The sequence below is a fragment of the Morganella sp. HSTU-ASny43 genome (assembly GCF_022819185.1).
Classification (GTDB): domain Bacteria; phylum Pseudomonadota; class Gammaproteobacteria; order Enterobacterales; family Enterobacteriaceae; genus Morganella; species Morganella morganii.
On sequence record NZ_WSPG01000005.1, the window covers coordinates 132,907 to 157,420 of the forward strand.

General features: G+C 53.1%; 18 protein-coding genes, 2 tRNA genes and 1 pseudogene. 6 read left to right on the top strand and 15 right to left on the bottom strand.

Annotation, left to right across the window (positions count from 1 at the left end):
- Nucleotides 1–59 precede the first annotated feature (59 nt).
- The 3 genes from GN208_RS04350 to GN208_RS04360 are packed head-to-tail and all read left to right on the top strand — an operon-like array spanning nt 60 to nt 7,365.
- Nucleotides 60–2,846 (top strand): secretin and TonB N-terminal domain-containing protein, encoded by a 2,787-nt coding sequence (locus GN208_RS04350; protein WP_004237072.1) that lies wholly within the window; start codon nt 60–62, stop codon nt 2,844–2,846.
- Between the two features lie 42 nt (nt 2,847–2,888).
- Nucleotides 2,889–4,589, top strand: a complete 1,701-nt coding sequence (locus GN208_RS04355) for an ABC transporter ATP-binding protein/permease (protein WP_004237071.1) — start codon at nt 2,889–2,891, stop codon at nt 4,587–4,589.
- Nucleotides 4,579–7,365 (top strand): insulinase family protein, encoded by a 2,787-nt coding sequence (locus tag GN208_RS04360; RefSeq protein WP_004237068.1) that lies wholly within the window; start codon nt 4,579–4,581, stop codon nt 7,363–7,365. Before GN208_RS04355 ends, GN208_RS04360 begins: the two co-directional genes overlap by 11 nt.
- Before the next feature lie 737 nt (nt 7,366–8,102).
- On the opposite strand, the gene deoD is transcribed toward GN208_RS04360, so the two are convergent.
- The 12 genes from deoD to GN208_RS04420 form a co-directional block, all read right to left on the bottom strand.
- Complete coding sequence (gene deoD, locus GN208_RS04365; RefSeq protein WP_004237065.1) at nt 8,103–8,822, bottom strand: purine-nucleoside phosphorylase; 720 nt, start codon at nt 8,820–8,822, stop codon at nt 8,103–8,105.
- A 68-nt stretch (nt 8,823–8,890) separates the two neighbouring features.
- On the bottom strand, nt 8,891–10,114 hold the full coding sequence (gene deoB / locus GN208_RS04370; protein WP_004237064.1) for a phosphopentomutase: 1,224 nt from the start codon (nt 10,112–10,114) through the stop codon (nt 8,891–8,893).
- Between the two features lie 62 nt (nt 10,115–10,176).
- A complete protein-coding gene (gene deoA, locus GN208_RS04375) occupies nt 10,177–11,499 on the bottom strand; it encodes a thymidine phosphorylase (RefSeq protein WP_004242083.1) in 1,323 nt (440 codons plus the stop codon).
- A 92-nt stretch (nt 11,500–11,591) separates the two neighbouring features.
- Nucleotides 11,592–12,371 (bottom strand): deoxyribose-phosphate aldolase, encoded by a 780-nt coding sequence (gene deoC, locus GN208_RS04380; protein WP_004237062.1) that lies wholly within the window; start codon nt 12,369–12,371, stop codon nt 11,592–11,594.
- Between the two features lie 446 nt (nt 12,372–12,817).
- Nucleotides 12,818–14,083, bottom strand: coding sequence for a NupC/NupG family nucleoside CNT transporter (locus GN208_RS04385; protein WP_004237061.1), 1,266 nt, complete (start codon nt 14,081–14,083; stop codon nt 12,818–12,820).
- A 360-nt stretch (nt 14,084–14,443) separates the two neighbouring features.
- The gene (locus GN208_RS04390) at nt 14,444–15,238 is read right to left on the bottom strand and encodes a metal-dependent hydrolase (protein WP_004237060.1); all 795 of its coding nucleotides are present in this window, start codon (nt 15,236–15,238) and stop codon (nt 14,444–14,446) included.
- Nucleotides 15,239–15,242: 4 nt separating this feature from the next.
- Nucleotides 15,243–16,307, bottom strand: coding sequence for a patatin-like phospholipase family protein (locus tag GN208_RS04395; protein WP_004237059.1), 1,065 nt, complete (start codon nt 16,305–16,307; stop codon nt 15,243–15,245).
- Between the two features lie 33 nt (nt 16,308–16,340).
- Nucleotides 16,341–16,745 carry a BON domain-containing protein gene (locus tag GN208_RS04400; protein WP_004242077.1) on the bottom strand — a complete coding sequence of 135 codons (405 nt, stop codon included), beginning with the start codon at nt 16,743–16,745 and terminating at the stop codon, nt 16,341–16,343.
- Nucleotides 16,746–16,845: 100 nt separating this feature from the next.
- Nucleotides 16,846–18,435, bottom strand: coding sequence for a peptide chain release factor 3 (gene prfC, locus GN208_RS04405; protein ID WP_004237057.1), 1,590 nt, complete (start codon nt 18,433–18,435; stop codon nt 16,846–16,848).
- A 124-nt stretch (nt 18,436–18,559) separates the two neighbouring features.
- Nucleotides 18,560–19,792 (bottom strand): flagellin lysine-N-methylase, encoded by a 1,233-nt coding sequence (gene fliB / locus GN208_RS04410; protein ID WP_243828299.1) that lies wholly within the window; start codon nt 19,790–19,792, stop codon nt 18,560–18,562.
- Between the two features lie 111 nt (nt 19,793–19,903).
- Nucleotides 19,904–20,359 carry a ribosomal protein S18-alanine N-acetyltransferase gene (gene rimI, locus GN208_RS04415; protein WP_004237054.1) on the bottom strand — a complete coding sequence of 152 codons (456 nt, stop codon included), beginning with the start codon at nt 20,357–20,359 and terminating at the stop codon, nt 19,904–19,906.
- Nucleotides 20,328–20,738, bottom strand: a complete 411-nt coding sequence (locus GN208_RS04420; protein ID WP_046024722.1) for a DNA polymerase III subunit psi — start codon at nt 20,736–20,738, stop codon at nt 20,328–20,330. Before GN208_RS04420 ends, rimI begins: the two co-directional genes overlap by 32 nt.
- A 91-nt stretch (nt 20,739–20,829) precedes the next feature.
- Here GN208_RS04420 and rsmC point away from each other — a divergent pair, with 91 nt between their 5' ends.
- From rsmC to GN208_RS04435, 3 genes are all read left to right on the top strand, one after another.
- The gene (rsmC, locus tag GN208_RS04425; RefSeq protein ID WP_004237052.1) at nt 20,830–21,843 is read left to right on the top strand and encodes a 16S rRNA (guanine(1207)-N(2))-methyltransferase RsmC; all 1,014 of its coding nucleotides are present in this window, start codon (nt 20,830–20,832) and stop codon (nt 21,841–21,843) included.
- 102 nt (nt 21,844–21,945) lie between these two features.
- Nucleotides 21,946–22,032, top strand: a tRNA-Leu gene (locus tag GN208_RS04430).
- 48 nt (nt 22,033–22,080) lie between these two features.
- Nucleotides 22,081–22,167, top strand: a tRNA-Leu gene (locus GN208_RS04435).
- A 36-nt stretch (nt 22,168–22,203) separates the two neighbouring features.
- Here GN208_RS04435 and GN208_RS04440 read toward each other — a convergent pair.
- The 3 genes and pseudogenes from GN208_RS04440 to GN208_RS04450 all read right to left on the bottom strand — a co-directional run bounded on the left by GN208_RS04440 (nt 22,204) and on the right by GN208_RS04450 (nt 24,422).
- The gene (locus GN208_RS04440; RefSeq protein ID WP_004237051.1) at nt 22,204–22,464 is read right to left on the bottom strand and encodes a DUF1435 family protein; all 261 of its coding nucleotides are present in this window, start codon (nt 22,462–22,464) and stop codon (nt 22,204–22,206) included.
- Between the two features lie 179 nt (nt 22,465–22,643).
- Nucleotides 22,644–22,757, bottom strand: a pseudogene (locus GN208_RS04445) (GNAT family N-acetyltransferase); the annotation flags it as partial.
- A 9-nt stretch (nt 22,758–22,766) separates the two neighbouring features.
- A complete protein-coding gene (locus tag GN208_RS04450) occupies nt 22,767–24,422 on the bottom strand; it encodes a Na/Pi cotransporter family protein (RefSeq protein WP_004237049.1) in 1,656 nt (551 codons plus the stop codon).
- Nucleotides 24,423–24,514: the final 92 nt, after the last annotated feature.

Here is a 24,514-nt window from a genome sequence, read left to right on the forward strand (position 1 = left end):
GAATAATTATCAGGTGAGGATAATTCTCATTTCCGCGTCTTCTGATACAGGGGATAACTATGACACTTCCGGAAATGATAAAAATGACAATAAAACCATCACCATTCAGCATCAGGGCGGCCAGTTCTGCCATTGTGCTGGCACTCGGGCTGACAGCGGCACCGGCCGGAGCCGCAGATCTCACGCTTGATCTGCCCGAACAGGCACTGAGCCGTTCACTGAACACCATCGCACAGAAGGGACAAATCCAGTTACTGTATGATGCCGGACAACTCGGCGCACTGCGGGCACCGGCTCTGCACGGCAGCTATTCCGCACAGACCGCCATCCGGACACTGCTGGCAGGCTCCGGCCTGACGCTGGTGCAGCAGGGCAGCAGCTATGTTATCCGCCCGCTGACAACCGAAGCGGAAACCATTTTAATCCCGGAAACCCGGGTTCAGGGCGAACTGGCTTACCATCCGGCCACGGATGTCATGTCTGCCCCGCAATACATTACTGCGGAGGAGATCCGCCAGCGCAATACCGGCGACGGCAACGTCACGGAACTGCTGCGCACCAACCCGGCGGTACAGTTCGCCGGTAATGACAGCTCGTCCCTCAACCAGGGCGAAATCAAACCATCACGGATTTCCATTCACGGCGCATCCAGTTTCCAGAACGCCTATAAACTCGACGGCATCAGTTTTAACAACGATTTCGACCCGGCAAAAGATACCCTGGGTGAAACCTCCACCCGTCTGGACAGCGGCGACCAGGGCATGTATATAGACAGCCGTCTGATCGACAGCGTGACGGTTTACGATAACAACATCCCGGTGGAATTCGGCGGCTTTACCGGCGGCAGTGTGGATGTCACCAGCCGCCGCTGGAACGGCGAAAACAGCGGCCATATGTATTACCGCACCACCCGCTCCTCCTGGAATCATCTGTTTGAGGATTCCTCACAGCCGATTGATTCATCAAAAAATGATATCAGTCACCCGGCCCGTTTCCAGAATGAATATAACAAACACGATTTCGGCGGCTGGTTTGAAGTCGGTGTAACAGAAAACAGCGGCCTGACGGTATCCGCCTCCCGCCGTACCTCCACCATCCCGGCCAATACCTCGGTACTGATGGCAGTGATGGAAGGTGAAGAACTGGTCGGTTATGAGTTTGATAAGCGCAAACGCAACCAGAAACGTACCTCAGACAACCTGTTTGTGAAGTATGCAATGGATCTCTCGCCGGTCACCACGGCGGATATTTCCCTGAATTATTCTGACTACAAGGCGCGTTTATTCGCCTCCAATATTGCCAACTCCGGTTATGACAATAACCACAAAGGGTTAGGTGTGACCGGTGTTCTGAAACACCAGACCAGCCTGGCTGATCTGGAATTCACCCTGGGTTATCAGAAACTGAAAGATAACCGCGTGAATGACGAGCAGAATTTCTATGAAATGAAGAACCGGTCACCGGACGGAAAAACGATTGTTAACACCAAAATGGGCGGACTGGGTGATCTGCGGACCGAGCAGGACAATGTCACCACCAAAGCCGTCGCCCGTTTCCTGCCGTCAGAAGGCTTCGGGATCACACACCGCCCGACACTCGGGATGGAATCCACCCATACCAAAGGCCGCTATATCCGCGATAAGTCGCACTATCACACCAGCGAGGACTATGTCAGCTATGCGGAATGGGGGTTTGAGGATCCGGTAGTCAACAAGCACCGCTTCCTGCCGGGAACCGCCTCTGTCAGTTATAACAACTACTCCCTGTTTGCCGATGACAATATTGAAATCGGCCGCCTGACACTGCGTCCGGGTGTCCGTGTTGACCGGGATGATTTTGTCCGGCAAACCAATATCGCGCCGCGCCTGGCCGCCACTTACGACCTGTTCGGTAATAAAGAAACATTGCTGATCGCCGGTGCCAACCGTTATTACGGCCGCTCCATGCTGACTTATGCCCTGTACGGCGCGCAGAATGCCGGGCTGGAAAAATGCTATATGTGCGGCTTTATGGGCATGGATCCGACCTGGGATAAAACCAATGATTATGAAGGCCTGGATTCACTGAAAACCCCGTATAACGATGAGATTTCCCTCGGCCTGCAACAGGAAATCCTCAGCACCACCTGGCGTCTGACCTATGTCCACCGTGAAGGTTACGATGAAGTCCGCAGCCGCACCAAATACAACAACCTGACCGGGTCAGATAAATACTCCGATAAAGGAAAAATCCGTACCTTTGATAATGCCGGACGCAGCAAACATGACTCCGTTACCCTGGCTGTCAGCAACAGTCAGCCGTGGGAATGGGGACAGGCAACCCATGTCTTTACCTCCTCAATCGTCTGGCAGGATACCAAAACCAACTTCCCGTCTGACCAGGGCTATGCCTTCTTTGAACCGGGCACTGCCATTAACTCCGACAAAGTGATGTACGGCGGCAAAGTGATCGATGTCAGTGATCTGCCTGCCAGCAACTTTAACTCGCCACTGAAGCTGAACGTTGAGCTGACCAGTGACTGGGATAACTACAACATTTCCTGGTACAACCGCCTGCAATGGTGGGGGGCGCGTAATCAGGCTGTCCGTCATGACAACGAAGTGGTCCGTGATCCGCAGTACGGCGAGTTACGTGTCTATCAGAAAGAGCATTTCGCATCCAAATTCACCTGGGATACCCGCGTGAACTGGAAACCGGAGTTTGCTTACGGCGCGTCTGTCTCGCTGGAAGTGAATAACGTCCTGAATAACAAAAATGTCGCGGATACCTTTATCTACGCCGGTAACAAGGTGATTGCCTATGATCCGGGCCGTCAGTTCTGGTTACAGCTGAATTACGATTTTTAATCTGAGCATGTGAGCAATGACTCTTAACGTTATGAATAATCAATGAAAACAATAAAACAATTTTTCTGGCTGGTGAAGCCGTTCTGGGGGCGGCGTGCCGCCCTGTTTTGCTGGTTCTTACTGTTGTTGTCTCTCGGGCTGACACTCTCCTCCGTCTGGTTCAATATCCGCATGAACCAGTGGAACGGGGATTTTTATAATGCACTGCAAAAGCTGGACGGCGCGGCGCTGTATCAGCTGATCAAATTTTTCGTCGTGCTGGTCAGCGGGCTGATTCTGGTGGTGGTGCTCGGCACGTATTTCCGGCAGAAACTGGCTATCCGCTGGCGGGAGGGGATGACAGAACAGATCCTCAGCCGCTGGCTGTCGCCGCAGAGCCGCCATTACCTGCTGCGCCTGACCGCCCGCGAGCCGGATAACCCGGATCAGCGGATTGCCGAGGATGTCCGCCTGCTGGTGGAATCTACCCTCAGTCTGCTGATCACCTTCCTGCATTCACTGCTGACCCTGATTTCCTTTGCCGCCATCCTCTGGCAGCTTTCCGGCAGTATTCTGCTCTCTGTCGCCGGTACTGACTGGCGCATCGACGGCTATATGTTCTGGGCCTGTATCGCCTACACCTTAGTGGGTATCGCGCTGACACAGCTTATCGGCGGGCCGCTGCGCAAACTGAATATGGAAAAACAGCAGCGTGAGGCGGATTACCGTGCGGCACTGATCACCCGCAGACAGCACGGCGATGCCATTGCCGGACAGCGGGGGGAGTTACAGGATAAACAGCAATTGCTGGCCCGCTTTGCCCGGGTGGCGGCCAACTGGAATCAGCTGATCCGCTGCGAGCGGAATTTATCCTTTTATACCGTGGGTTATCAGCAGGTGACCGCACTGGCACCGATCCTGTTTGCTCTGCCGAAATTCCTCGCCGGGGAACTGATGCTGGGCGGATTAATGCAGCTGCGTCAGGCCTTTAGCAGTGTCGCGACGTCACTCGGCTGGTTTATTTTTGCCTATAAAGAGATAGCGGCCTGGCAGGCGACGGTAACCCGTCTGTACCATTTCGTCCGTCTGCTGGAAAATGACGCGGTGTCTGATGTCACCGAAACCCGTCAGTCGGCAGTGCGCCTGGATGTTTGCGCCGATATTCTGCTGCCGGATAATCGTCCTCTGCTGGAGAATGTCTCACTCTCTCTGCACGCCGGAGAATTTGCCATTATCAGCGGCCGCTCCGGACTGGGTAAATCCACTCTGCTGCGCACACTCAGCGGTCACTGGCCTTATTACCGGGGCAATATCAGCCGTGAACAGGATGTAATGTGGGTGCCGCAGTCACTTTATCTGCCGTCCGGGACACTGAAATCCCTGCTCGCCTATCCGCATACCGCCGCACAGTTCACGCCGGAGGCTTACCGCGAAGTGCTGGACGCCACCGGGCTTGCTGCACTGACACCACAACTGGATACCGATGCCGACTGGCGTCAGCGCCTGTCCGGCGGTGAACAGCAGCGGTTGCTGATCGCCCGTCTGCTGCTCAGTCAGCCAAAGCTGATGCTGCTCGATGAAATTACCTCCGCACTGGATGATGACAATGCGGTCCGCATGATCCGTCTGCTCCGTCAGCGTCTGCCGGACAGCACGCTTCTGCTGGTCAGCCACCAGCGTTTTCTTCAGCAGGAGGCAGATCGCGTGATCGCCCTGTCCGCCCCTGCCGCCACCTGCACATCAGGAGTCCGATATGCATTATAAACTGACCTTTGCCGGTGTGGTGCTGATCCTCACCGGCTGTACCGCTGTCAGCACAACCGGCACAGATAACCGTCCGCTGCCGCAGCGCAGTGATTTACAGCACATCCGCCTGGCAAACGGTATGAATGTGTATCTTCTGTCACGCCCGCAGCCCGGCGCAGAGCTGCGGCTGCTGGTGGAAAGCGGTTCATTACAGGAAACAGAAGAGCAGCGCGGTCTCGCGCATTTCACCGAACATATGGCCTTTAAAGGCACCACGCATTTCCCGGACACACAGAGTTTTAAACAGCTGGAAAAACAGGGGCTGAATCTCGGCAGCCATGTGAATGCCGCCACCAGCCTCAATTCCACTGTCTATAAACTGTCGCTGCCGCAGGCCACCCCGGAACAGATTCAGACCGGTTTGCAGGTACTCGCCGACTGGGCACAGGGCATGACCTTTGACCCTGTTGCGTTTGATAAAGAACGTTCCGTGATTATTGAGGAGTGGCGGCTGCGTCAGGGCATCGGCTTCCGCATCAATAATGCCCTTGAGCAACTGCGCTATGCGGGCAGTCTCTATGCGGAGCGTGACCCGATCGGGTTATTGGATGTGATCCGCCATGCACCGGTCAGCACAGCAAAAGACTATTATCAGACCTGGTATCAGCCGCAGCGGATGAGTCTGGTGGTTATCGGACAGTTTAACCGCCACGACGTCAGCAATCTGGCGGAGGCGTATTTTAATCAGCCCGCCAAAGAAGATGCCGCACAGGATGATCCGGCCCGTCAGCGCTTTGCCCCGCACCCAGGACTGCTGGTAAAACCCGTCTTCGATAAAGAGCAGGGACAGCGCATTATGCAGTTCGCGCTGCAGCGGGATATCCGCGCGCCGCTCAATACCCGTGACGGGCAGTATGATGACCTGCTGGATAATCTCTGGGTGACTATCCTCAACCAGCGCCTGACCGCGCTGGTGGATAACGGACAGCTACCGGCTGCCAGTATCAACCCGCAGGGCGCCATGCTGGACAGCCGCCGTCTTCAGCAACTGATGATAGTGCATCCGCAGGGCGGGGATTACCTCGGCAGTATCACCTTATTGTGGACAGAAATTCAGCGCCTGGCGACACAACCCGTCACACAGGCAGAGCTGGACGATGCCCGGCAGAGCCTGCTGGCGAAACTCAGTCAGCAGGCCGCCGGTGAATCCCGCTACGGTAATGATTATCTCGCCGATACCATCACCACCGCACTGGAATACAGAATGCCGGTTCAGGACAAACGTCAGCAGCTCACCACAGCATGGGAACTGCTCAAACCGGTCACACCGGATACGCTGAAAACCCATGTGAGCGGATTCCTGAATCAGGCATCACCACGGCTGGCGCTGCTCGGGCCGGACAGCGAACAGGCCCGTTTTGATGAGAAAGCGTTCACTGACCGCTGGCAGCAGATCCGGCAGTCCGCCCCCGGGCCGTTTTCCCTGACCGTGCGGCAGGTCGCGCTGAATGTCACCCCGGCGGCGGCCGGCAGCATTGTTCAGGAGCAGGCACTGCCGTTACCGTCCACGGAATCGTGGCAGTTATCCAACGGTCTGCGGGTCATTGTGCATCAGGATAAAAGCCTGAAAGATAATATTCAGATCAATCTGCGCATTCCGGGCGGCCGCTCACTGGAGCCGGCCGGACAGGAAGGACTGACCGACTGGGCACTGAAACTGCCGGAAAGCAGCGGTTACGGTGAGCTGAGTGCCCGTGAGCTGACCTTATTCAGCAAACAGCACAGTCTCAGCCTGCGGCCGTACAGTGAGCTGCTGAATCACGGATTCCGGGGTGAAGCCCCGCCGGAAGAACTGGATACCCTGCTGAAACTGCTGCATCTGAAGATCACACAGCCGCAGTTCAGCGGCGAAAAATTACTCCGCAATCAGCAGCTGACACTGGAAAGCCTGAACAGCACTCCGGTGGAGCGCCGCTTCCTGGATGCCATTAACCGTGAAAGTCATACTCACGGCGAACGTCTGGTGATAAATGAAAACGGCGGCTGGCGTCAGTTTACTGCCGCGCAGTTACAGCAGAACCACCGTCTCCTGCTCAGCCCGGTACAGGACATGACACTGGTGATCAGCGGTGCGGCAGATAAAAAACAGATAAAACAGGCTGTTGAGAAATGGATCGCCACCCTTCCCGCTTCCGGGCAGCGCCTGCAGTGGCGGGATCCGGCTATCGCACCCAAAATGCAATCCTTCAGCCGGACTTACCCGATAGCCAGCTCTGATAAAACCATGGTGAGTATTCAGTATGCCGCCCCGGCACAGTGGTCACTGAAAGAAAGCCTGACACTGCAACTGGCCGACAGCATCATCAGCAAACAGTTGCGCAGCGCATTGCGGGAACAGGCGGGCGGTATTTACGCCCTGAGTTTATCCTCTATGCTGGCAAAACTGCCGTCACCGTACTACAGCGCCCGGCTGAATTTCACCACCGATCCTCAGCGCGCCGCAGAGATGACAGCACTGAGCCGGAATGTGCTGAAAACCCTGAAAACAGACGGTGTGAGTGACAATGCCCTGAAAGAAGCCAGAGCCAACTGGTTACTGGAAAAACAGCAGGTTTACCAGAGTGCGGCTTTCTGGACAGAATCACTGGCTCAGATTGCCGGGGACGATAATGAGTTTACGCGGATAACCGCAGAAGAGGCGTTAGTTAATCAGATAACCGCAGAGGATATAAACCGGGCATTATCCCGCTACAGCGGTGAGAATGAAAAATTATTTATGCTCACACCGCCATAATAATATAAAGCCGCTTAACAGCGGCTTTATTATTTCCGTTAACTGACAGAAATAACAATCATTGTATTAACGAATAATGAGAATATATTTTGTGATATATCTCCGTATTATCCCCCGAATGAGGCAGAGATAAAGAGAAACACAGTTGTTATATTTTCTGCGGGTGCCTGATTCTGTCCGGATCAGGCTATGTTTTCCCTGTTCCGGATAGAAGAAAGCCCCGATTACGTTTTTCAACATAAACCGGGGCTGAATCTCTACCAAACAATAGGGATTTTGCCTCCTTAAATTAAAGGAGTCAAGAGAAATGACCGGAAGATCAATAACAACATTAGCTATAGTTGCAGTGGTATTAATAACTGCTCTTACAATTTCTGATGTTGTAAATTCGTTACTCAATAATCATCGGGTATCCGATTTTTCATTGAAAGGCGGAGATATGCTGGTTGACGCAACATTGTCCTGTAACGATAAATGATGCTGAGGGGGGAGAAATCCCCCCGTTTCTCTCTGTTGCAGGTAACGGTTAATCAGGCACCTTATTTTACTTTATTATTAACATTAATTTTATCCATAACCTACGCTAAAATTCTCAATAAAACCTGTGACTTTAGTTTTAAAATTACGATAGGAAATGGTGTTTCAGAAATTCATACCAGACCTGATAACAGTAAAAAATAAAAAAACCGCTGCAGGGAAATAATACCGGCAGCGGTTTTTATAATGACTGAAATAAATTACTTCTTATCGCCCAGTAAAACAGATTCCAGCGCGATAGTGATCATTTCATTAAAAGTAGTCTGGCGCTCTTCTGCCGGTAAATTTTCACCGGTACGGATATGGTCAGAAACGGTGCAGATAGTCAGTGCTTTTGCACCGAATTCAGCAGCCACACCATAAATACCGGCAGCTTCCATTTCCACGCCCAGAATGCCGTATTTTTCCATCACGTCAAACATTTGCGGATCCGGTGTATAGAATAAATCCGTAGAGAAGATATTACCGACACGCGCCGGGATCCCGGCGGTTTCTGCCGCTTCAACCGCATTACGTACCAGCCCGAAGTCCGCGATAGCCGCGAAATCGTTATCCTTGAAACGCAGACGGTTCACTTTGGAATCCGTGCTCGCGCCCATGCCGATAACCACATCACGCAGTTTGACATCACGGCTGATAGCCCCGCAGGAACCGACGCGGATAATGGTTTTCACGTCAAATTCAGTGATCAGCTCTTTGGCATAAATAGAGCAGGACGGGATCCCCATACCGTGGCCCATCACGGAGATACGGCGGCCTTTATAGGTTCCGGTAAAACCCAGCATGCCACGCACATTGTTGACTTGTTTAATATCTTCCAGAAAATTTTCTGCAATGTATTTCGCGCGCAGCGGGTCGCCGGGCATCAGAACAACATCAGCAAAATCACCGCGTTCGGCATTAATGTGAGGGGTAGCCATAAAAAAATCCTTTCAGTCAATCCAAAGGGAAAGGGCAGACTGAAAGCCTGCCCGAAAAAAAAGACACATTACAGCATGTTTTTGCCGTAATCCATCGGGGATAAATTAAAATAGGATGCAACAGTCTGCCCGATGTCCGCGAAGGTTTCACGGTAACCCAGAGAGCCCGGTTTGACTTTCGGCCCGTACACCAGCACAGGGATATGTTCGCGGGTGTGATCGGTACCCGGCCAGGTCGGGTCACAACCGTGGTCTGCGGTCAGGATCAGAATATCGTCCTCTTTCACCAGCTTCAGCATTTCCGGCAGACGGCGGTCAAACAGCTCCAGCGCAGCAGCATAACCTGCCACATCACGGCGGTGACCGTACGAGGAATCGAAATCAACGAAGTTGGTAAACACGATGGTGTTATCACCCGCCAGTTTTATCTCTTCCAGTGATGCATCAAACAGCGCATCAATACCGGTCGCTTTCACTTTTTTGGTGATACCGACATGGGCATAAATATCCGCGATTTTACCGATAGATACCACTTCGCCCTGCTTCTCTTCCACCAGCTTCTGCAGCATGGTCGCTGACGGCGGCTCGACCGCGTAGTCGTGACGGTTACCGGTACGTTCAAATGAACCGGCTTTTTCACCGGTAAACGGACGCGCAATCACACGCCCGATGTTGTAACCGCCTTTGGTCAGTTCTTCGCGGGCAATTTCGCACAGCTCATACAGTTTTTCCAGGCCATACGTTTCTTCGTGACAGGCAATCTGGAAAACGGAATCCGCAGAGGTATAGAAAATTGGTTTGCCGGTTTTCATATGCTCTTCGCCGAGCTGATCCAGAATCACAGTACCGGATGAGTGGCAGTTGCCGAGGTATCCCGGCAGATTGGCGCGTTTAACGAGGATATCCAGTAATTCCTGCGGGAAGCTGTTTTCATGATCGCTGAAATAGCCCCAGTCAAACAGAACCGGCACCCCGGCAATTTCCCAGTGGCCGGACGGGGTATCTTTACCGGAAGATAATTCCCCGGCATAGCCGTATGCGCCGATAATTTCCGCATTCTTATCCAGACCTTCCGGGAAGTGTCCGGTGGATTCCTCAGCTGCTTTACCCAGCCCCAGACGGGACAGATTAGGCAGATGCAGCGGGCCTTTACGGCCTTTATCTGCTTCACCGCGGGCACAGGCCTGTGCGATATGACCTAACGTGTCAGCGCCGGTGTCGCCGAAATCAGCGGCATCATGTGCTGCGCCGATACCGAATGAATCCAGCACCATAATAAATGTACGTTTCATACTTCTCTCCTGTGTCAGATCACGTCAGGATGCAGGGCTCCGCGTGAATAACAAAATTGTTCTTATTCGCTGATCCGGCGGTAAATCAGCGGGGTATCTGTAACCGGGCTCTCACTGAGTGTGACTGCCCGGCGCACGGCCTGAGCTGCTTCATTCCACGCATCTTCATTATTGGCGTGGATCATCGCCAGCGGCATCTGTCCGTCAGCAACACTGTTGATCGGCGCGATATCACTTAACCCGACACTGTAGTCAATCGGGTCGCTGGCCTTACGGCGTCCGCCGCCCAGCGAAACAACCGCCATACCCAGTGCGCGGGTATCCATGGCGGTCACAATCCCTTCTGTCTCAGCATAGACCGGTTTACTGAGCACTGCCGATGGCAGATAGTGCGAATAGCGTTCGATAAAATCAGCCGGTCCGCGCTGCGCGGCAACCATCCGGCCGAAGATTTCCGCCGCTTTGCCATTATCCAGCACCTGCTGTAATTTTGCTTCCGCCTCTGTGCGGTCAGCCGCCAGCCCGCCGGAAACCAGCATCTCTTTGCACAGCGCCATAGTGACTTCATACAGGCGCGGATTGCGGTACTCACCGGTCAGGAAACGCACCGCTTCACGCACTTCCACCGCATTACCGGCGCTGGATGCCAGCACCTGGTTCATGTCGGTCAGCAGTGCAGTGGTCCGGCAGCCCGCGCCGTTGGCAACCTGTACGATCGCCTGCGCCAGCTGCTCTGATAATTCATAGGTCGGCATAAATGCCCCGGAACCGACTTTCACATCCATCACCAGTGCATCCAGTCCTTCGGCCAGTTTTTTGCCGAGGATAGAGGCGGTGATCAGCGGAATGGAATCCACGGTTGCCGTAATATCGCGGGTCGCATAGAAACGCTTGTCCGCCGGTGCCAGTGAGTTGGTCTGGCCGATAATCGCCACACCGGTCTCTTTGATGATACGGCGGAAGGTTTCATCATCCGGGAAAATATCAAAGCCCGGAATCGCTTCCAGTTTGTCGAGCGTGCCGCCGGTATGTCCCAGGCCGCGGCCGGAGATCATCGGGATATAGCCGCCGCAGGCAGCCACCATCGGCCCGAGCATCAGGGAGGTCACATCCCCCACGCCGCCGGTGGAGTGTTTATCCACAACGGGGCCCGGTAAATCAAGGTTTTTCCAGTCCAGCACCGAGCCGGAATCCCGCATCGCCAGTGTCAGTGAGACGCGTTCCTGCGGGTTCATATCATGGAAATATATGGTCATCGCCAGCGCGGCAATTTGTCCCTCAGAGACTGAGTTATCACGCACGCCGTTAATAAAGAAACGGATTTCTTCATCAGAGAGCGGGTGTCCGTCCCGTTTTTTGCGAATGATTTCCTGAGCCAGAAACACAGAGATCTCCTTAAAATACCGGATCCGCCCCGGTACCACAGATACCGGGTTAATCAGAAAGCCGGGCGGCAAAAGCGGCCCGGAAAGCGTGATTAATACTTACTGTCAGATTTGGCGTCTGCGTAGCCCAGTGCATTGAGCAGGCTGGCTAACAGGCTGGATGCGCCAAAGCGGAAGTGACGGGAGTCAGCCCAGCCTTCGCCCATGATACGGTCAGCCATCGCCAGATACTGCGCGGCTTCTTCCGCAGTGCGGACACCACCGGCCGGTTTGAAACCAACGGTTTTACCGACGCCCATATCACGGATCACAGTCATCATGATTTCCGCAGTTTCCGGCGTGGCGTTGACCGGCACTTTACCGGTGGAGGTTTTAATAAAGTCAGCACCGGCTTTGATGGAGATTTCAGATGCCTGACGAATTAACGCAGGATCTTTCAGCTCACCGCTTTCGATAATCACTTTCAGCAGCACATTGTGTTTCGCACAGACTTCTTTGCAGGCTTTCACCATATCAAAACCAACCTGGGTATTACCGGCCATCAGTGCGCGGTACGGGAACACCACATCCACATCATCTGCGCCGTAAGCAATCGCAGCATTGGTTTCAGCCAGTGCAATCTCAATGTCATCATTACCGTGCGGGAAGTTGGTGACAGTCGCGATACGCACTTCCGGCGTACCCTGCTCACGCAGAACTTTACGGGCCAGCGGGATAAAACGCGGGTAAATGCAGATGGCCGCAGTCTGGCCGGCCGGGCTTTTCGCCTGATGACACAGCGCAGTGACTTTCGCGTCAGTATCATCATCATTCAGGGTGGTTAAATCCATTAAGGACAGCGCGCGCTGCGCTGCGGCGGTTAAATCGGTCATAAAACTCTCCAACGTATGTCTGCGCCGTTGCCGGGCAGACGCAATATCTGAACGATGCAAAATGTGTTGGCGAGCGGGACTTGGTTCCGTGAAGACGTTGTCTCTCTTGAGATAAGAGCTAACGCTGAGATCCTTCTCACCGCGCTGTAATACAGGTGACTGATAAACAGAATCACCGAATCCGTTACATGGTATCCATGCCGTATTTGAGCATGTCCTGGCGCTATAATACGTGCCTTTCATCACGTTTATATAACAGCATTTACATCAATACATATAATTATGTGATAAAAATCACGCTAATGGCCTGATATGCGCAAAATGACAGCACATATTCACGGCATAGTATAGCGCAGGAAAGGGATAAACAGGGAGAGACAGAAAGACAAGTACACTGAATCAGTGAAATGCACAGGTGAACCGGGTTCACCTGTGCAGGAAGAGCATTACAGTGCCAGGAAGAAACCGGCGATGGTTGCACTCATCAGGTTGGAGAGAGTACCGGCCATCACAGCTTTCATACCCAGACGTGCCACGTCTTTACGGCGGTTAGGTGCCATACCGCCCAGGCCACCCAGCAGGATAGCAACAGAAGAGAGGTTGGCAAAACCGCACAGTGCAAAGGAGATAATCGCTTTGGTGTGATCAGACAACGGTTGTAAACCGGCAGCAATCACCTGTGCATCCGGCTTCATGTATTCACCGAAGTTCATGAAGGCAACGAATTCGTTGACCACAATTTTTTGTCCGATGAACGAACCGGCGGTCATAGCTTCACTCCACGGCACACCAATCAGGAAGGCGATTGGCGAGAAGACCCAGCCGAGGATCAGTTCCAGTGACAGCTGCGGATAGTCAAACCAGCCACCGACGCCGCCCAGGATACCGTTGATTAAGGCGATCAGCGCGATAAACGCCAGCAGCATCGCACCCACGTTCAGTGCCAGCTGCATACCGGAAGATGCACCGCTTGCCGCCGCATCAATGATGTTGGCAGGGCGCTCTTCTTCCGCCATACCGGCCATTGCTTCGGTACGGTCATCAAAGTGTTCGGTTTCAGGCACCATCAGTTTCGCAAACAGCAGGCCACCCGGTGCCGCCATAAAGGATGCCGCGATCAGGTACTCCAGCGGTACCCCCATCTGCGCATACCCGGCGAGAACTGAACCGGCCACGGATGCCAGACCACCACACATCACCGCAAACAGTTCAGAGTTGGTCATCCCGGAGATATACGGACGCACCACCAGCGGGGCTTCAGTTTGTCCGACAAAGATGTTGGCTGTCGCGGACAGGGATTCGGTACGGGAGGTGCCCAGCAGCTTCTGTAAACCGCCGCCGAGGATTTTAATCACAAGCTGCATAATGCCGAGGTAATACAGAACGGCAATCAGCGAGGAGAAGAAAACGATAACCGGCAGAACACGCAGGGCAAAGACGAAACCGCCACCGCCGAATACCTCGAACATTTTGTCGGATACCAGGCCGCCGAAAATAAAGTCCATCCCTTTCTGGCCATAGCCGATAACACTGGCGACACCGTCAGACATTGCCAGGAGGATTTTACGTCCCACCGGGACATAGAGAACCAGCGCACCGATCAGTACCTGAATAATGAAGGCACCGACAACAGTCCGCAGTTTGATTGCCCGGCGATCACTTGAAAACAGCACTGCGATAAAGATCAGCGCTGCCATCCCGACCAGACTCATAAGGAGTTGCATGGAAGTATCCCTGTTCACGATAATGTAGATTAATAGTCCTGCTCCGCATGCAGCTCTGAGCAGGACCCTGTGGCGCTGATTATACCCGGTCAGTCCGGCCAACAATCAACTTGCGTCACAAATAACGACTGAAAAAAGTAACAAAAAATACAAAAATATGATGATAATCACATTATTCAACTATTTTACCCTGAAAAGTCTCCCGCAAAGCCGGGAATTGGCGGGTATTTAACCAGATGACGAACATGAAATAACATCTGCTTACAATTGTAAGTGATTTCAGGTGATTTGGCACACAAAATGCAGGCTTTAACAGGACAAAATCGCGGGAAAATCGATTCAGGAATCTTAATCAGATGATTGCAGCGAAAAAAGTGTACAGCTGTTGCGATAAATCTGAGCAGCAATCTCTTCCGGAGACTCACTGCGCAGTGAACAGAGCACTTCAAATGTACGGACAATCCGCTCCGGCCGGTTCGGTTCACCCTGAAAACCGCTGAGCGGCATATCCGGGGCATCCGTTTCCAGCAGTAACGCAGAGAGCGGGAGCTGCGCGATTGCCCGCCGGGTCTTCTGAGCCCGGTCGTAAGTAATCGTCCCGCCGACCCCGATGTAATAACCCAGCTTCACAAAGGCATCCGCCTGGGCAAAACTTCCTGAAAATCCGTGAATCACACCACGGCGGGGCACCGGGTGACGGCGCAGAACAGCAGCGAGCGTGTCATGGGTTTTGCGGGAGTGCAGAATAACCGGTTTATCTGTCCGTGCGGCCAGTTTCAGTTGAGCAATAAAAAAATCCAGCTGCTTATCCCACTGCGGCTCCGCCATATAGCGATCCAACCCGATTTCCCCCACCGCCACGCATTCTGTCCCGCTTGCGGTGATAAACGACTCAAGCTGTTCCAGATGTTCAGGGGTGTGTTCGGCAATATAAAGCGGATGCAGACCAAATGCCGCGTGCAGGCGGGGAAATGCATCGCCGGATGACCGGCACAGCCCGGCCACCGTGCTGAGGTTCCGATTGCTGACCGCCGGGATAATAATATCGGTCAGCCCGGCCTGTGCCGCTGCGGCTTTATGGCGGGTAAGATCATCCGTAAAAAACGGGAAATCGAAATGGCAGTGGGTATCAATAAATTGCATTTATTCAGTCCGCCGGCTTTTCCGGTGAGCGTTCCGGTGAATGTAATACCGCCGCTGTACCGTCCGTGACCGGCAGTTGTGAGTCGTTGTCGTTGGATGCGGGCGGAACCCTCAGTACGGAACTTCGTACCGGCTCATATGACGCCCAGCGCTCACCGAGTGTTGCCAGAAAATAACGTCCGCTGCGGCGGCCCAGCCGGTAATCCTGCATCAGCGTTTTAACCCGGCTGCCGAGCGCATTGCTTGCCAGCGGTGCATTCGGATAAATTTCAGCAATTTCAACCCCGGGCGGCGGTGACTGAATAAATTTTTGTGTCCGGTAATAGCTTTTGGCATGCTGTTTCATCATGGCAACCATCCGTTTCAGATGGCTTTTTTCCAGCCAGCGTTCCATCCTTTTCACCCATTCCGGGGTGTAATAGAGCTGTGACGGCACAGTCCGGATCACCACAATCCGGGTCGCGCCCCGCCGCCATGCCTCAATAACCGGCACCGCATCACTGATGCCGCCGTCGTGATACGTGATGCCGTCAATTTCCACCCCTTCACGGTAGAATCCGGGGATAGCGCTGGAGGCTTTGATATATTCCAGCCAGTCTTCGGCCTGCGGGCTGAAATACGCGGCATCCAGATTATCCGCCCTGCTGGCACACATATAAAACTCCTGCCCCTGATCAAAGCGCCGCAGTGCATGCGCAATATTCAGCGGACATTCCGCAGAGGTTGAAGAAATAAGCCAGTCGAGATCGATAAGATTGCCGCCGCGGATAAAACGCAGCGGATTAAAGAATTGTTTGTCGGTGGTGTAGCGGGTAATGACATGACGGGCGTAGCCGCGCTGACCGCACAGATACGCAGACAGGTTCTGCGCACCGGCAGAGGTGCCTATCAGCAAATCAAACGGGTTAAACCCAGCTTTGAGAAACTCATCCAGCACACCGGCCGTAAAAATCCCGCGCTGGCCGCCGCCTTCACAGACCAGCGCCAGTTTACCGGTCGCCTGAAGCGGATCAGGCAACCAGGCCAGCGGTGCGATTTTCCCGGGCGTTACCGGGATATACGTTCCCATCCTGCTCTTCCCCCGGCGCAGATTACCTGCCGGTTATTTATACTGCCCGATACTGACTTCCACGGCACGGACACCGGGAACGCCTTTGGCAATATCGATGATTTTTGTACGCTGCGCATCTGTGGTAACAAATCCGGAGAGATACACAGTACCGTTAATGGTTTTCACGGCGATATCATTGCTGTCAATATCATCCGCACTCAGCAGCTGACCACGGATTTTGGCGGTGATCGTGCTGTCATCCACCAGCAGTGAGGCATCTTTTACCGCGCCGTCAAATTTTTGCTCCGCCTGCTTACCCAAATCTTCCGCAGACTGAGAAGCACTGTCCCACGCCTGGCCGGCTTTCTGACTCAGAGATTCCCCCGCCATGGCGGATGCGCTGAACAGCGCGCCGCTGACCAGCAGGACGGCCAGTGATTTCATGGTATTGCGCATTATCGTATCCTTCTTCATTTTCATGATGAACATCATCTGTCTGTCAGTGTATCTTAACTCCGCCATAAAAAAAACGCGCCGGAGGCGCGTTCTCATTCTGTCAGTGTTCGCGGGTTTTGTGGAAACTCACATCCGGATAACGTTCTGCGGTGAGGTTCAGGTTCACCATAGTCGGTGCGATATAAGAGAGGTTATCGCCGCCGTCAAGTGCCAGATGCAGTTCGTTTTTACGTTTGAACTCTTCCAGTTTCTTCACATCGTCACACTCCACCCAGCGGGCGGTGGAGACGTTAACCGCCTCATAAATAGCTTCGACGTTGTACTCGCTTTTCAGACGGGCAACCACCACATCAAACTGAAGCACACCCACCGCCCCGACAATCAGGTCGTTGTTGGCCAGCGGACGGAAGACCTGCACCGCGCCCTCTTCGGACAGCTGAACCAGTCCTTTCAGCAATTGTTTCTGTTTCAGCGGATCACGCAGACGGATACGGCGGAACAGTTCCGGTGCAAAGTTCGGGATACCGGTGAATTTCAGAATCTCACCCTGAGTGAAGGTATCACCAATCTGAATGGTGCCGTGGTTATGCAGACCGATAATATCACCGGGATAGGCGCAATCCACATGCGCACGGTCGCCGGCCATAAAGGTCAGCGCATCAGAAATCACCACGTCTTTTTTGAGACGCACCTGATGCAGTTTCATGCCTTTTTCATACACACCGGAGACAATGCGCAGGAACGCCACGCGGTCACGATGTTTAGGATCCATATTCGCCTGAATTTTAAAGACAAACCCGGTGAATTTATCTTCTTTTGCAGTCACTTCACGGACATCCGTCTGACGCGGCATCGGTGCCGGTGCCCAGGAAACCAGGCCGTCCAGCATATGATCCACCCCGAAGTTCCCCAGCGCGGTACCGAAGAAGACCGGTGTCAGTTCACCAGCGAGGAACAGTTCCTCATCAAACTCATGGGATGCGCCCTGCACCAGTTCCAGCTCATCACGCAGCTGTTTTGCCAGCTCTTCGCCGACAGCTGCATCCAGATCCGGGTTATTCAGCCCTTTTACGGTACGGACTTCCTGAATGGTATGCCCCTGGCCGGTCTGATACAGATAAGTTTCATCGCGGTACAGGTGATAAACCCCTTTGAACAGCTTACCGCAGCCGATAGGCCAGGTGATTGGCGAACAGGCAATCTTCAGCTCGTTTTCTACTTCATCCAGTAACTCCATCGGGTCACGGATATCGCGGTCAAGTTTGTTCATAAAGGTCAGGATCGGCGTGTCACGCAGACGGGTAACTTCCATCAGCTTACGGGTACGATCCTCAACCCCTTTTGCCGCATCGATCACCATCAGGCAGCAGTCCACCGCCGTCAGGGTGCGGTAGGTATCTTCGGAGAAGTCTTCGTGTCCCGGGGTGTCCAGCAGGTTCACCAGGGCATCGTGATACGGGAATTGCATCACGGATGTGGTGATTGAGATCCCGCGCTGTTTTTCCATCTCCATCCAGTCAGATTTGGCGTGCTGATTAGAGCCGCGGCCTTTGACGGTACCGGCTTTCTGGATAGCCTGTCCGAACAGCAGGACTTTTTCGGTAATGGTGGTTTTACCGGCATCGGGGTGGGAAATGATCGCAAAGGTGCGGCGTTTGGCCACTTCCTGTAAAAATGCATTATTTGACATCTGGGCGTTCTTCTGGGGCTGCGAGGCAGAAACACACGGTTTCCGCCTCTGATTTCTCATTAATGGTGCTTATTTTCGCCCGGTTTGCCCCGTGAAACAACAAAAGCTTGAAAATCCGGCTCCGTCAGTTATCCAGCAGGCAGATACAGGCGATTGCATCGCTCATCTGACAACGTTCTATCAGTGCCAGTAAATCTGCATTAATATCACCCACATGCATTTTCAGTGAGAAATAGGCGCCCAGCAAAAGCTGAACATCACTCTCTTTCAGTACCCGTTCTTCCGTTACCGCCAGCGCCGTCAGATTGGTCCGCAAATAGAAATAATCCATGACCAGCAGACTGAAGTGAGACAAGGCATTGCGGGAACCGGTAACACCACCGGCGAAATTAGCCGCATGCGGAAACTGGCTGTGATACAGCAGATAGGAAAACAGATTACGCAGTGTGTATGGTTGATTCAGACAACTGTTCTGCTGCTGTACTTTCCATTCTGACCGCAGACGCGCCATGTTTTCTTCCGTGCGTACTGCGGTCTGTTGCTCATCCATTCCGAGTTGCTTCAGCGTATTGATATAAGTGGAGAATAAAAAAGTACCACTGCGGGATAACCTGGGAATAAATTTACCGTAAACACTTAATACTGCGGTCTGAAAACTGACCGGGTGCGGCAGTGCTCTGCGCTCTGCCGTCAGTTCTCCGTTTTCTGTTGCATTGAGCAGAAATTCATACACGCCCTGAATACGATCAAAATTCGCTTCAATGTCATAATTGAGCTTACTGATAAACGTCAGCAGCTGCATAACGGCATAGAGGTTATCCTCAAACTCCGGTGACGGTACCTGCACCAGATTCAGACACCAGAGGTACATCAGGTATTGCGGATCAGTCAGCGCCGCATCCTGCGGTACTTTTTTCAGATACTGCTCTTCTTCCGTTAACTGCATGGCATCGGCGGAAAACAGCAACTGACGAACAACCTCCGGGCAGGAAAGTGACAAACGTTTGAACGTCGCATTCTGATATTTTATTTCACTGCGCGGATATTCACGGCAGGTATCACTCATTGCCGAAGGCCCGAGCTTGCTGTAAACACCACACAGCCGCTTTTCTGTCAGAAACGGACACTGTTTTTCTTCTGTCAGCCGGATATACGCATATGTACCGGCACGCTCCGATTTAAGAACATGTTCCTGAGAAATCTGTTTAATTTCAATACTGTCCGCACTGTGATATTTTTTATAGGTTTTCTTATCAATACTGATAAACCAGTCCTGGCAGCAGTGCGACAGGCATTCAGAACCGACGCATTCAAAGCGCCGGATAAACATCGGTGTGATAATTTTATGGATAAACATGACAAGGCGCGCCTGTGATAAATGTATACCATCACAGTAACACGCAGAAAATTGCCGAAAGGGATAAAAAACCGCCGTTTTATCTGACTTATCGCTCTATTACATTTCGCGCTATGACATTCCGAAACTCAGGTAAAGCGCCATAATCACTGCATCCTCTTTACCCTGTGCCGCCGGATAATAGTTCTTCCGCACAGTGACCTCATTAAAACCAAGCGATTCATACAGCGCAATCGCCGGGCTGTTTGATGCCCGGACTTCCAGCCAGAGTGTCGCAATCCCTTTTGCTGTCAGGTCTTCAATCACTTTTTCCAGTAACTGACGGCCATAACCTTTTCCCTGATGCTCAGGTGAAACCGCAATATTAAACAGGGTCGCTTCATCCAGTACCGTCTGGTTGATGGCGAATCCGGCCAGTTCCCCGTCTGCTTCCAGTTTCAGGTTATGGTAACGTTCGCCGTGATTGCTGCGGAATGTGGCTTCACTCCAGGGATAAGCGTGAGCGGCCTGTTCAATACGGAATGCGGCGGAAAAATCAGCGGGAAGCAGCGGTGACAGTCTGATCATAATGATAAATTTGTGTCCATAATCCGCGTTTTGCCTGCGCGTCCTGATACAGGTCGGCAAGACGGGGAGAGCGTAATGAAGGCAGTGAATCCGGCAGTTCAGCTTCCGTTCCCGGCAGCCAGCACAGGCAGTTTGTCTGCGCCGGGATACTCTGTACATTATCCGGTGTGATGCAGTAAACATCATCCGCCGTGATATTCAGGCTGCGGAATATATCGCTGAGTAAATCGCAGGTGAGATCTGCCTGCTCATCGGTTATGATCAGCAGACGTGCCGAAGCCGGGATCTGTACAGACAGTTCCCCTTTCAGGCGCTGCGGCTGACGCAGCGTCCATTGGGTGATCCCCATCTGAGCCAGCATTCTGTCTCGTCGCGTCATAATGTATCCCTGAAATAACAAACGACACTATCTTAGCAAAGCGCGCTGCCCGCGCCAATGCTGCCGAATTATGATTTACAGGAGTTAACGGATGTCCATGCTTACCCCGGCCAGTGAAGTGATTTTACGTCATGCAGACGAATTTACCGGGAGCCGTGTCCTGCTTGCCGGGGACATTCAGGATCCCCTCGCTGCACAGCTTTCCGCGCAGTCAGTGTATGTCAGCACCAGCCAGTATCATCAGTGGCAGGCCCTGCGTGTCCCGCTGGGTGATCGCGCCGCATTTGCGCTGACCGTCAGCCCGGAAGCCGCCGCACAATGCGACACACTGATCTATTTCTGGCCGAAGAGTAAACAGGAAGCGCTGTTCCAGCTGACACAGATTTTTTCCTGCCTGCCGGTCGGCAGTAATATTTTTATTGTCGGTGAAAACCGCAGTGGTGTCCGCAGCGCGGAAAAAATGACAGAGCCATTCACAGCACTCCGTAAAATTGACAGCGCACGCCGCTGCGGCCTTTATTACGGCGAACTGACCACGCCGGCACACTTTGCCCTGAAAGAGTGGATCGGCAGTTATACCGCTGAAGGGACGCAAATCGTGACGCTGCCGGGTGTATTCAGCCAGGACAATATTGATGTCGGCAGCGCACTGCTGCTGGAATCACTGAACCAGGCGGTGACCGGCTCTCTGCTGGATATTGCCTGCGGCAGTGGTGTTATCGCGACCGTACTGGCAAAACGTAACCCGGGGCTGACCCTGACGCTCAGTGATGTCTCAGCGGCCGCCCTTGAAGCCGGACGAGAAACTCTGGCACGCAACCAGCTGGAAGGCCGTGTAATCGCCAGTGATGTGTATTCGGATATCAGTGACCGCTATGACTGGATTGTTGCCAACCCGCCGTTCCATGACGGTCTGAACACCAGCTACAGTGCCGCACAGCGCCTTATTTCCGGTGCCAAAGCCCGTCTGAACCGCGGCGGAAAACTGTGCATCGTGGCCAACGCCTTTTTACCGTATCCCGATCTGCTGGACAGCACATTTGGTCAGCATAAGGTTCTGGCGCAAACCGGTAAATTTAAGGTCTACCTGGCTACAAATGCCTAATAAGTAAGCGAAGTCACCAATTTTGATAAAAAAATATTGACGGCGCGGATAAAACCGCTAAAATCCGCCTCCATGCTATCAGTTACAAGATAGTTCTGAATTGCGAGGGTGGCGGAATTGGTAGACGCGCTAGCTTCAGGTGTTAGTGTCCTTACGGACGTGGGGGTTCAAGTCCCCCCCTTCGCACCAATCAGATCTTATCACACACAACTGACAGCAGATTGAATGACAGTACCTGCGAGGGTGGCGGAATTGGTAGACGCGCTAGCTTCAGGTGTTAGTGTTCTTACGGACGTGGGGGTTCAAGTCCCCCCCTTCGCACCACTGTTATGACAATCTTCTGACATCACTTCCCGGATATCACATCCTCAGATGCTCGAACCAGAGCAGACTTCCCAAAACGAATGCAATCCCTGCCGGAATCAGCAGGAAATGACGCAATACGCGGTTATACAGCATCGGCATTGTCAGCAGAATCACCACTGCTAATGCAATACGGGCAGCATCCTGTTCATGCCCCTGTGATAAAAACAACACGACCGGTATCAGCGCCAGCATCATGCCACCGACCCCGGTTAACTGCTGCCAGAAAAACGATGAAAGCGGGTGTTTGATTTGCATCACAGCCACTCCTTACAATAACGAAATGAGAATCATTACTGTTATCATAAATAATCTGCCGCCTGTTGCAACCGCTTTTTCGCATAAAATGCAAAAAAGGCGCATGATTATATACCTGAAAATCATACACCTATAATTAATGCGTCTATAAATTGAACAGATATTAATGTGTTAAATGATCAGTTCCGGAAAAGAGACACAAAATGAATGTCTTCCGGTTCCAGGGCAAACAGCGCCGGATCCGGCTTTGCGATCAGTTCACATCCCAGATGCTGATAAAAATGCACGGTATTTCCTGCCGTTCAAGCTGTCTCGTGAGAAGTGTCATCATTTGTTGTCTCTGTTTTTATATCTGCGACACCTTCTAACACATGATAGGCCACAGAGCAAAACAGCGAGTTCAGACGCTTCATATCCCCCAGCAGCCCGATATGTAACCGGCTGCTGCCGATGCTCTGCAGATTATTGACATGCAGCCGCTCCACATGAGCAAAAGAGTAACGCTGATTCAGCAGACGGAACCGGTGTTTTGCCCGGCGCAGCCGCCGTGCATTATCCACATCCCCGGAAACAAATACCGACATCGCCAGATTCAGGTTATTCTGCAGCCGTGACATCATGGTGGTCAGTTCACTGTAGCCGTCTTTCGAGAAAACACGCTGCGGATCCGCCGTCTGATTCGCCACATCGTGGGACATCCGCCCGATAATCAGGGAGGACTGCTGAAGTGACATCGCGGTATCAATCACCTCCGCCCAGCGCCGGGAATCACTTTCCCCCAGTTCGGTTTGCTGTAACTGCGCCAGATAGAGTTTGATACTGCTGTGCAGCATCTCTGCTTCTTCTTCCAGGTGGCTGATCAGCCGTTTCTGCTCACCTTTACCCGCCAGCTGACTGTCAAAACGCTGAAGCATCTGCTCAATCACATCCCCCAGCCGCAGGGTTTCCCGTACCGCATTAGCCAGCGCAAGAGAAGGAGTATCCAGCGCGCTCTGATCCAGATAACGGGGCGCTGCGCTGTCCTCTTCCGCCTCCGGTTCGGCGATAAGACGCTGACACAGCCGTGCCATCGGCTTCACCAGTGCCAGCATCAGCACACAGCGGACCAGGTTATAGACCACATGGAAATAAATAACGACTTCCGCCGCCGGCAGATTGTACTGGCCGACCCAGAGCGCCAGCGGTTTCACCCACGGCAGCACCAGCACACAGCCAATCAGTTTGAACAGCATACTGCCGAGCACCACCTGACGCGCAACCGCATTCTGACCGCGGCTGCTCAGCATGGCCAGGAAGCCGCTGCCGAGGTTAGAGCCGATGACGATCGCCAGACTGATATGCAGCGGCACCAGGCCGGTGGCACTCAGTGTGGCCGTCAGCAGCACCGCCGCCAGGCTGGAGTAGCTGACCATGGCGAACAGTGCGCCCACCAGTAGCGCCAGCACCGCATCCCCGCTCAGTGAGGTGAAAATAGCCTGAACAGCGGACGCCTGTGTGATCGGTTCTGCGGAAGCCACAATCAGCTGAAGCGCCAGGATAATCAGACCCAGCCCGATACCGACCCTCCCCAGTTGCCCGGTCCGGCTCTTTTTCTGACTGAGAAACGTAGTAACCCCCGCCAGGATCAGCAGAGGTGAGAGCCAGGAGAGATCAAACGTCAGCACCCGTGCCATCAGCGCCGTCCCGACATCCGCCCCCAGCATAATCACCAGGGCGGGCGGCAGCGCTATCATGCCCTGTGCCACAAACGAAATCACCAGCAATGCGGTGGCATTACTGCTCTGCACCAGCGCAGTCACCCCCAGACCGGCGAGAAACGCCCGTGATGTTTTCCGGATGCTCTTTCCGAGCAGTCGCCGCAGATCCGCACCGAAAACACGCATAATTCCTGTCCGGACAATGTGTGTCCCCCAGACCAGCAGCGCAACCGATGAAAGAAGATGGAGTAATGTCAGCATAGTGTTTTCGTCAGCATAAGGTCCCGTTAAAACGATCAGATCAACGGTATATCACACAGGCACTGTGTCACAATGTGATAATGGTAATAAAC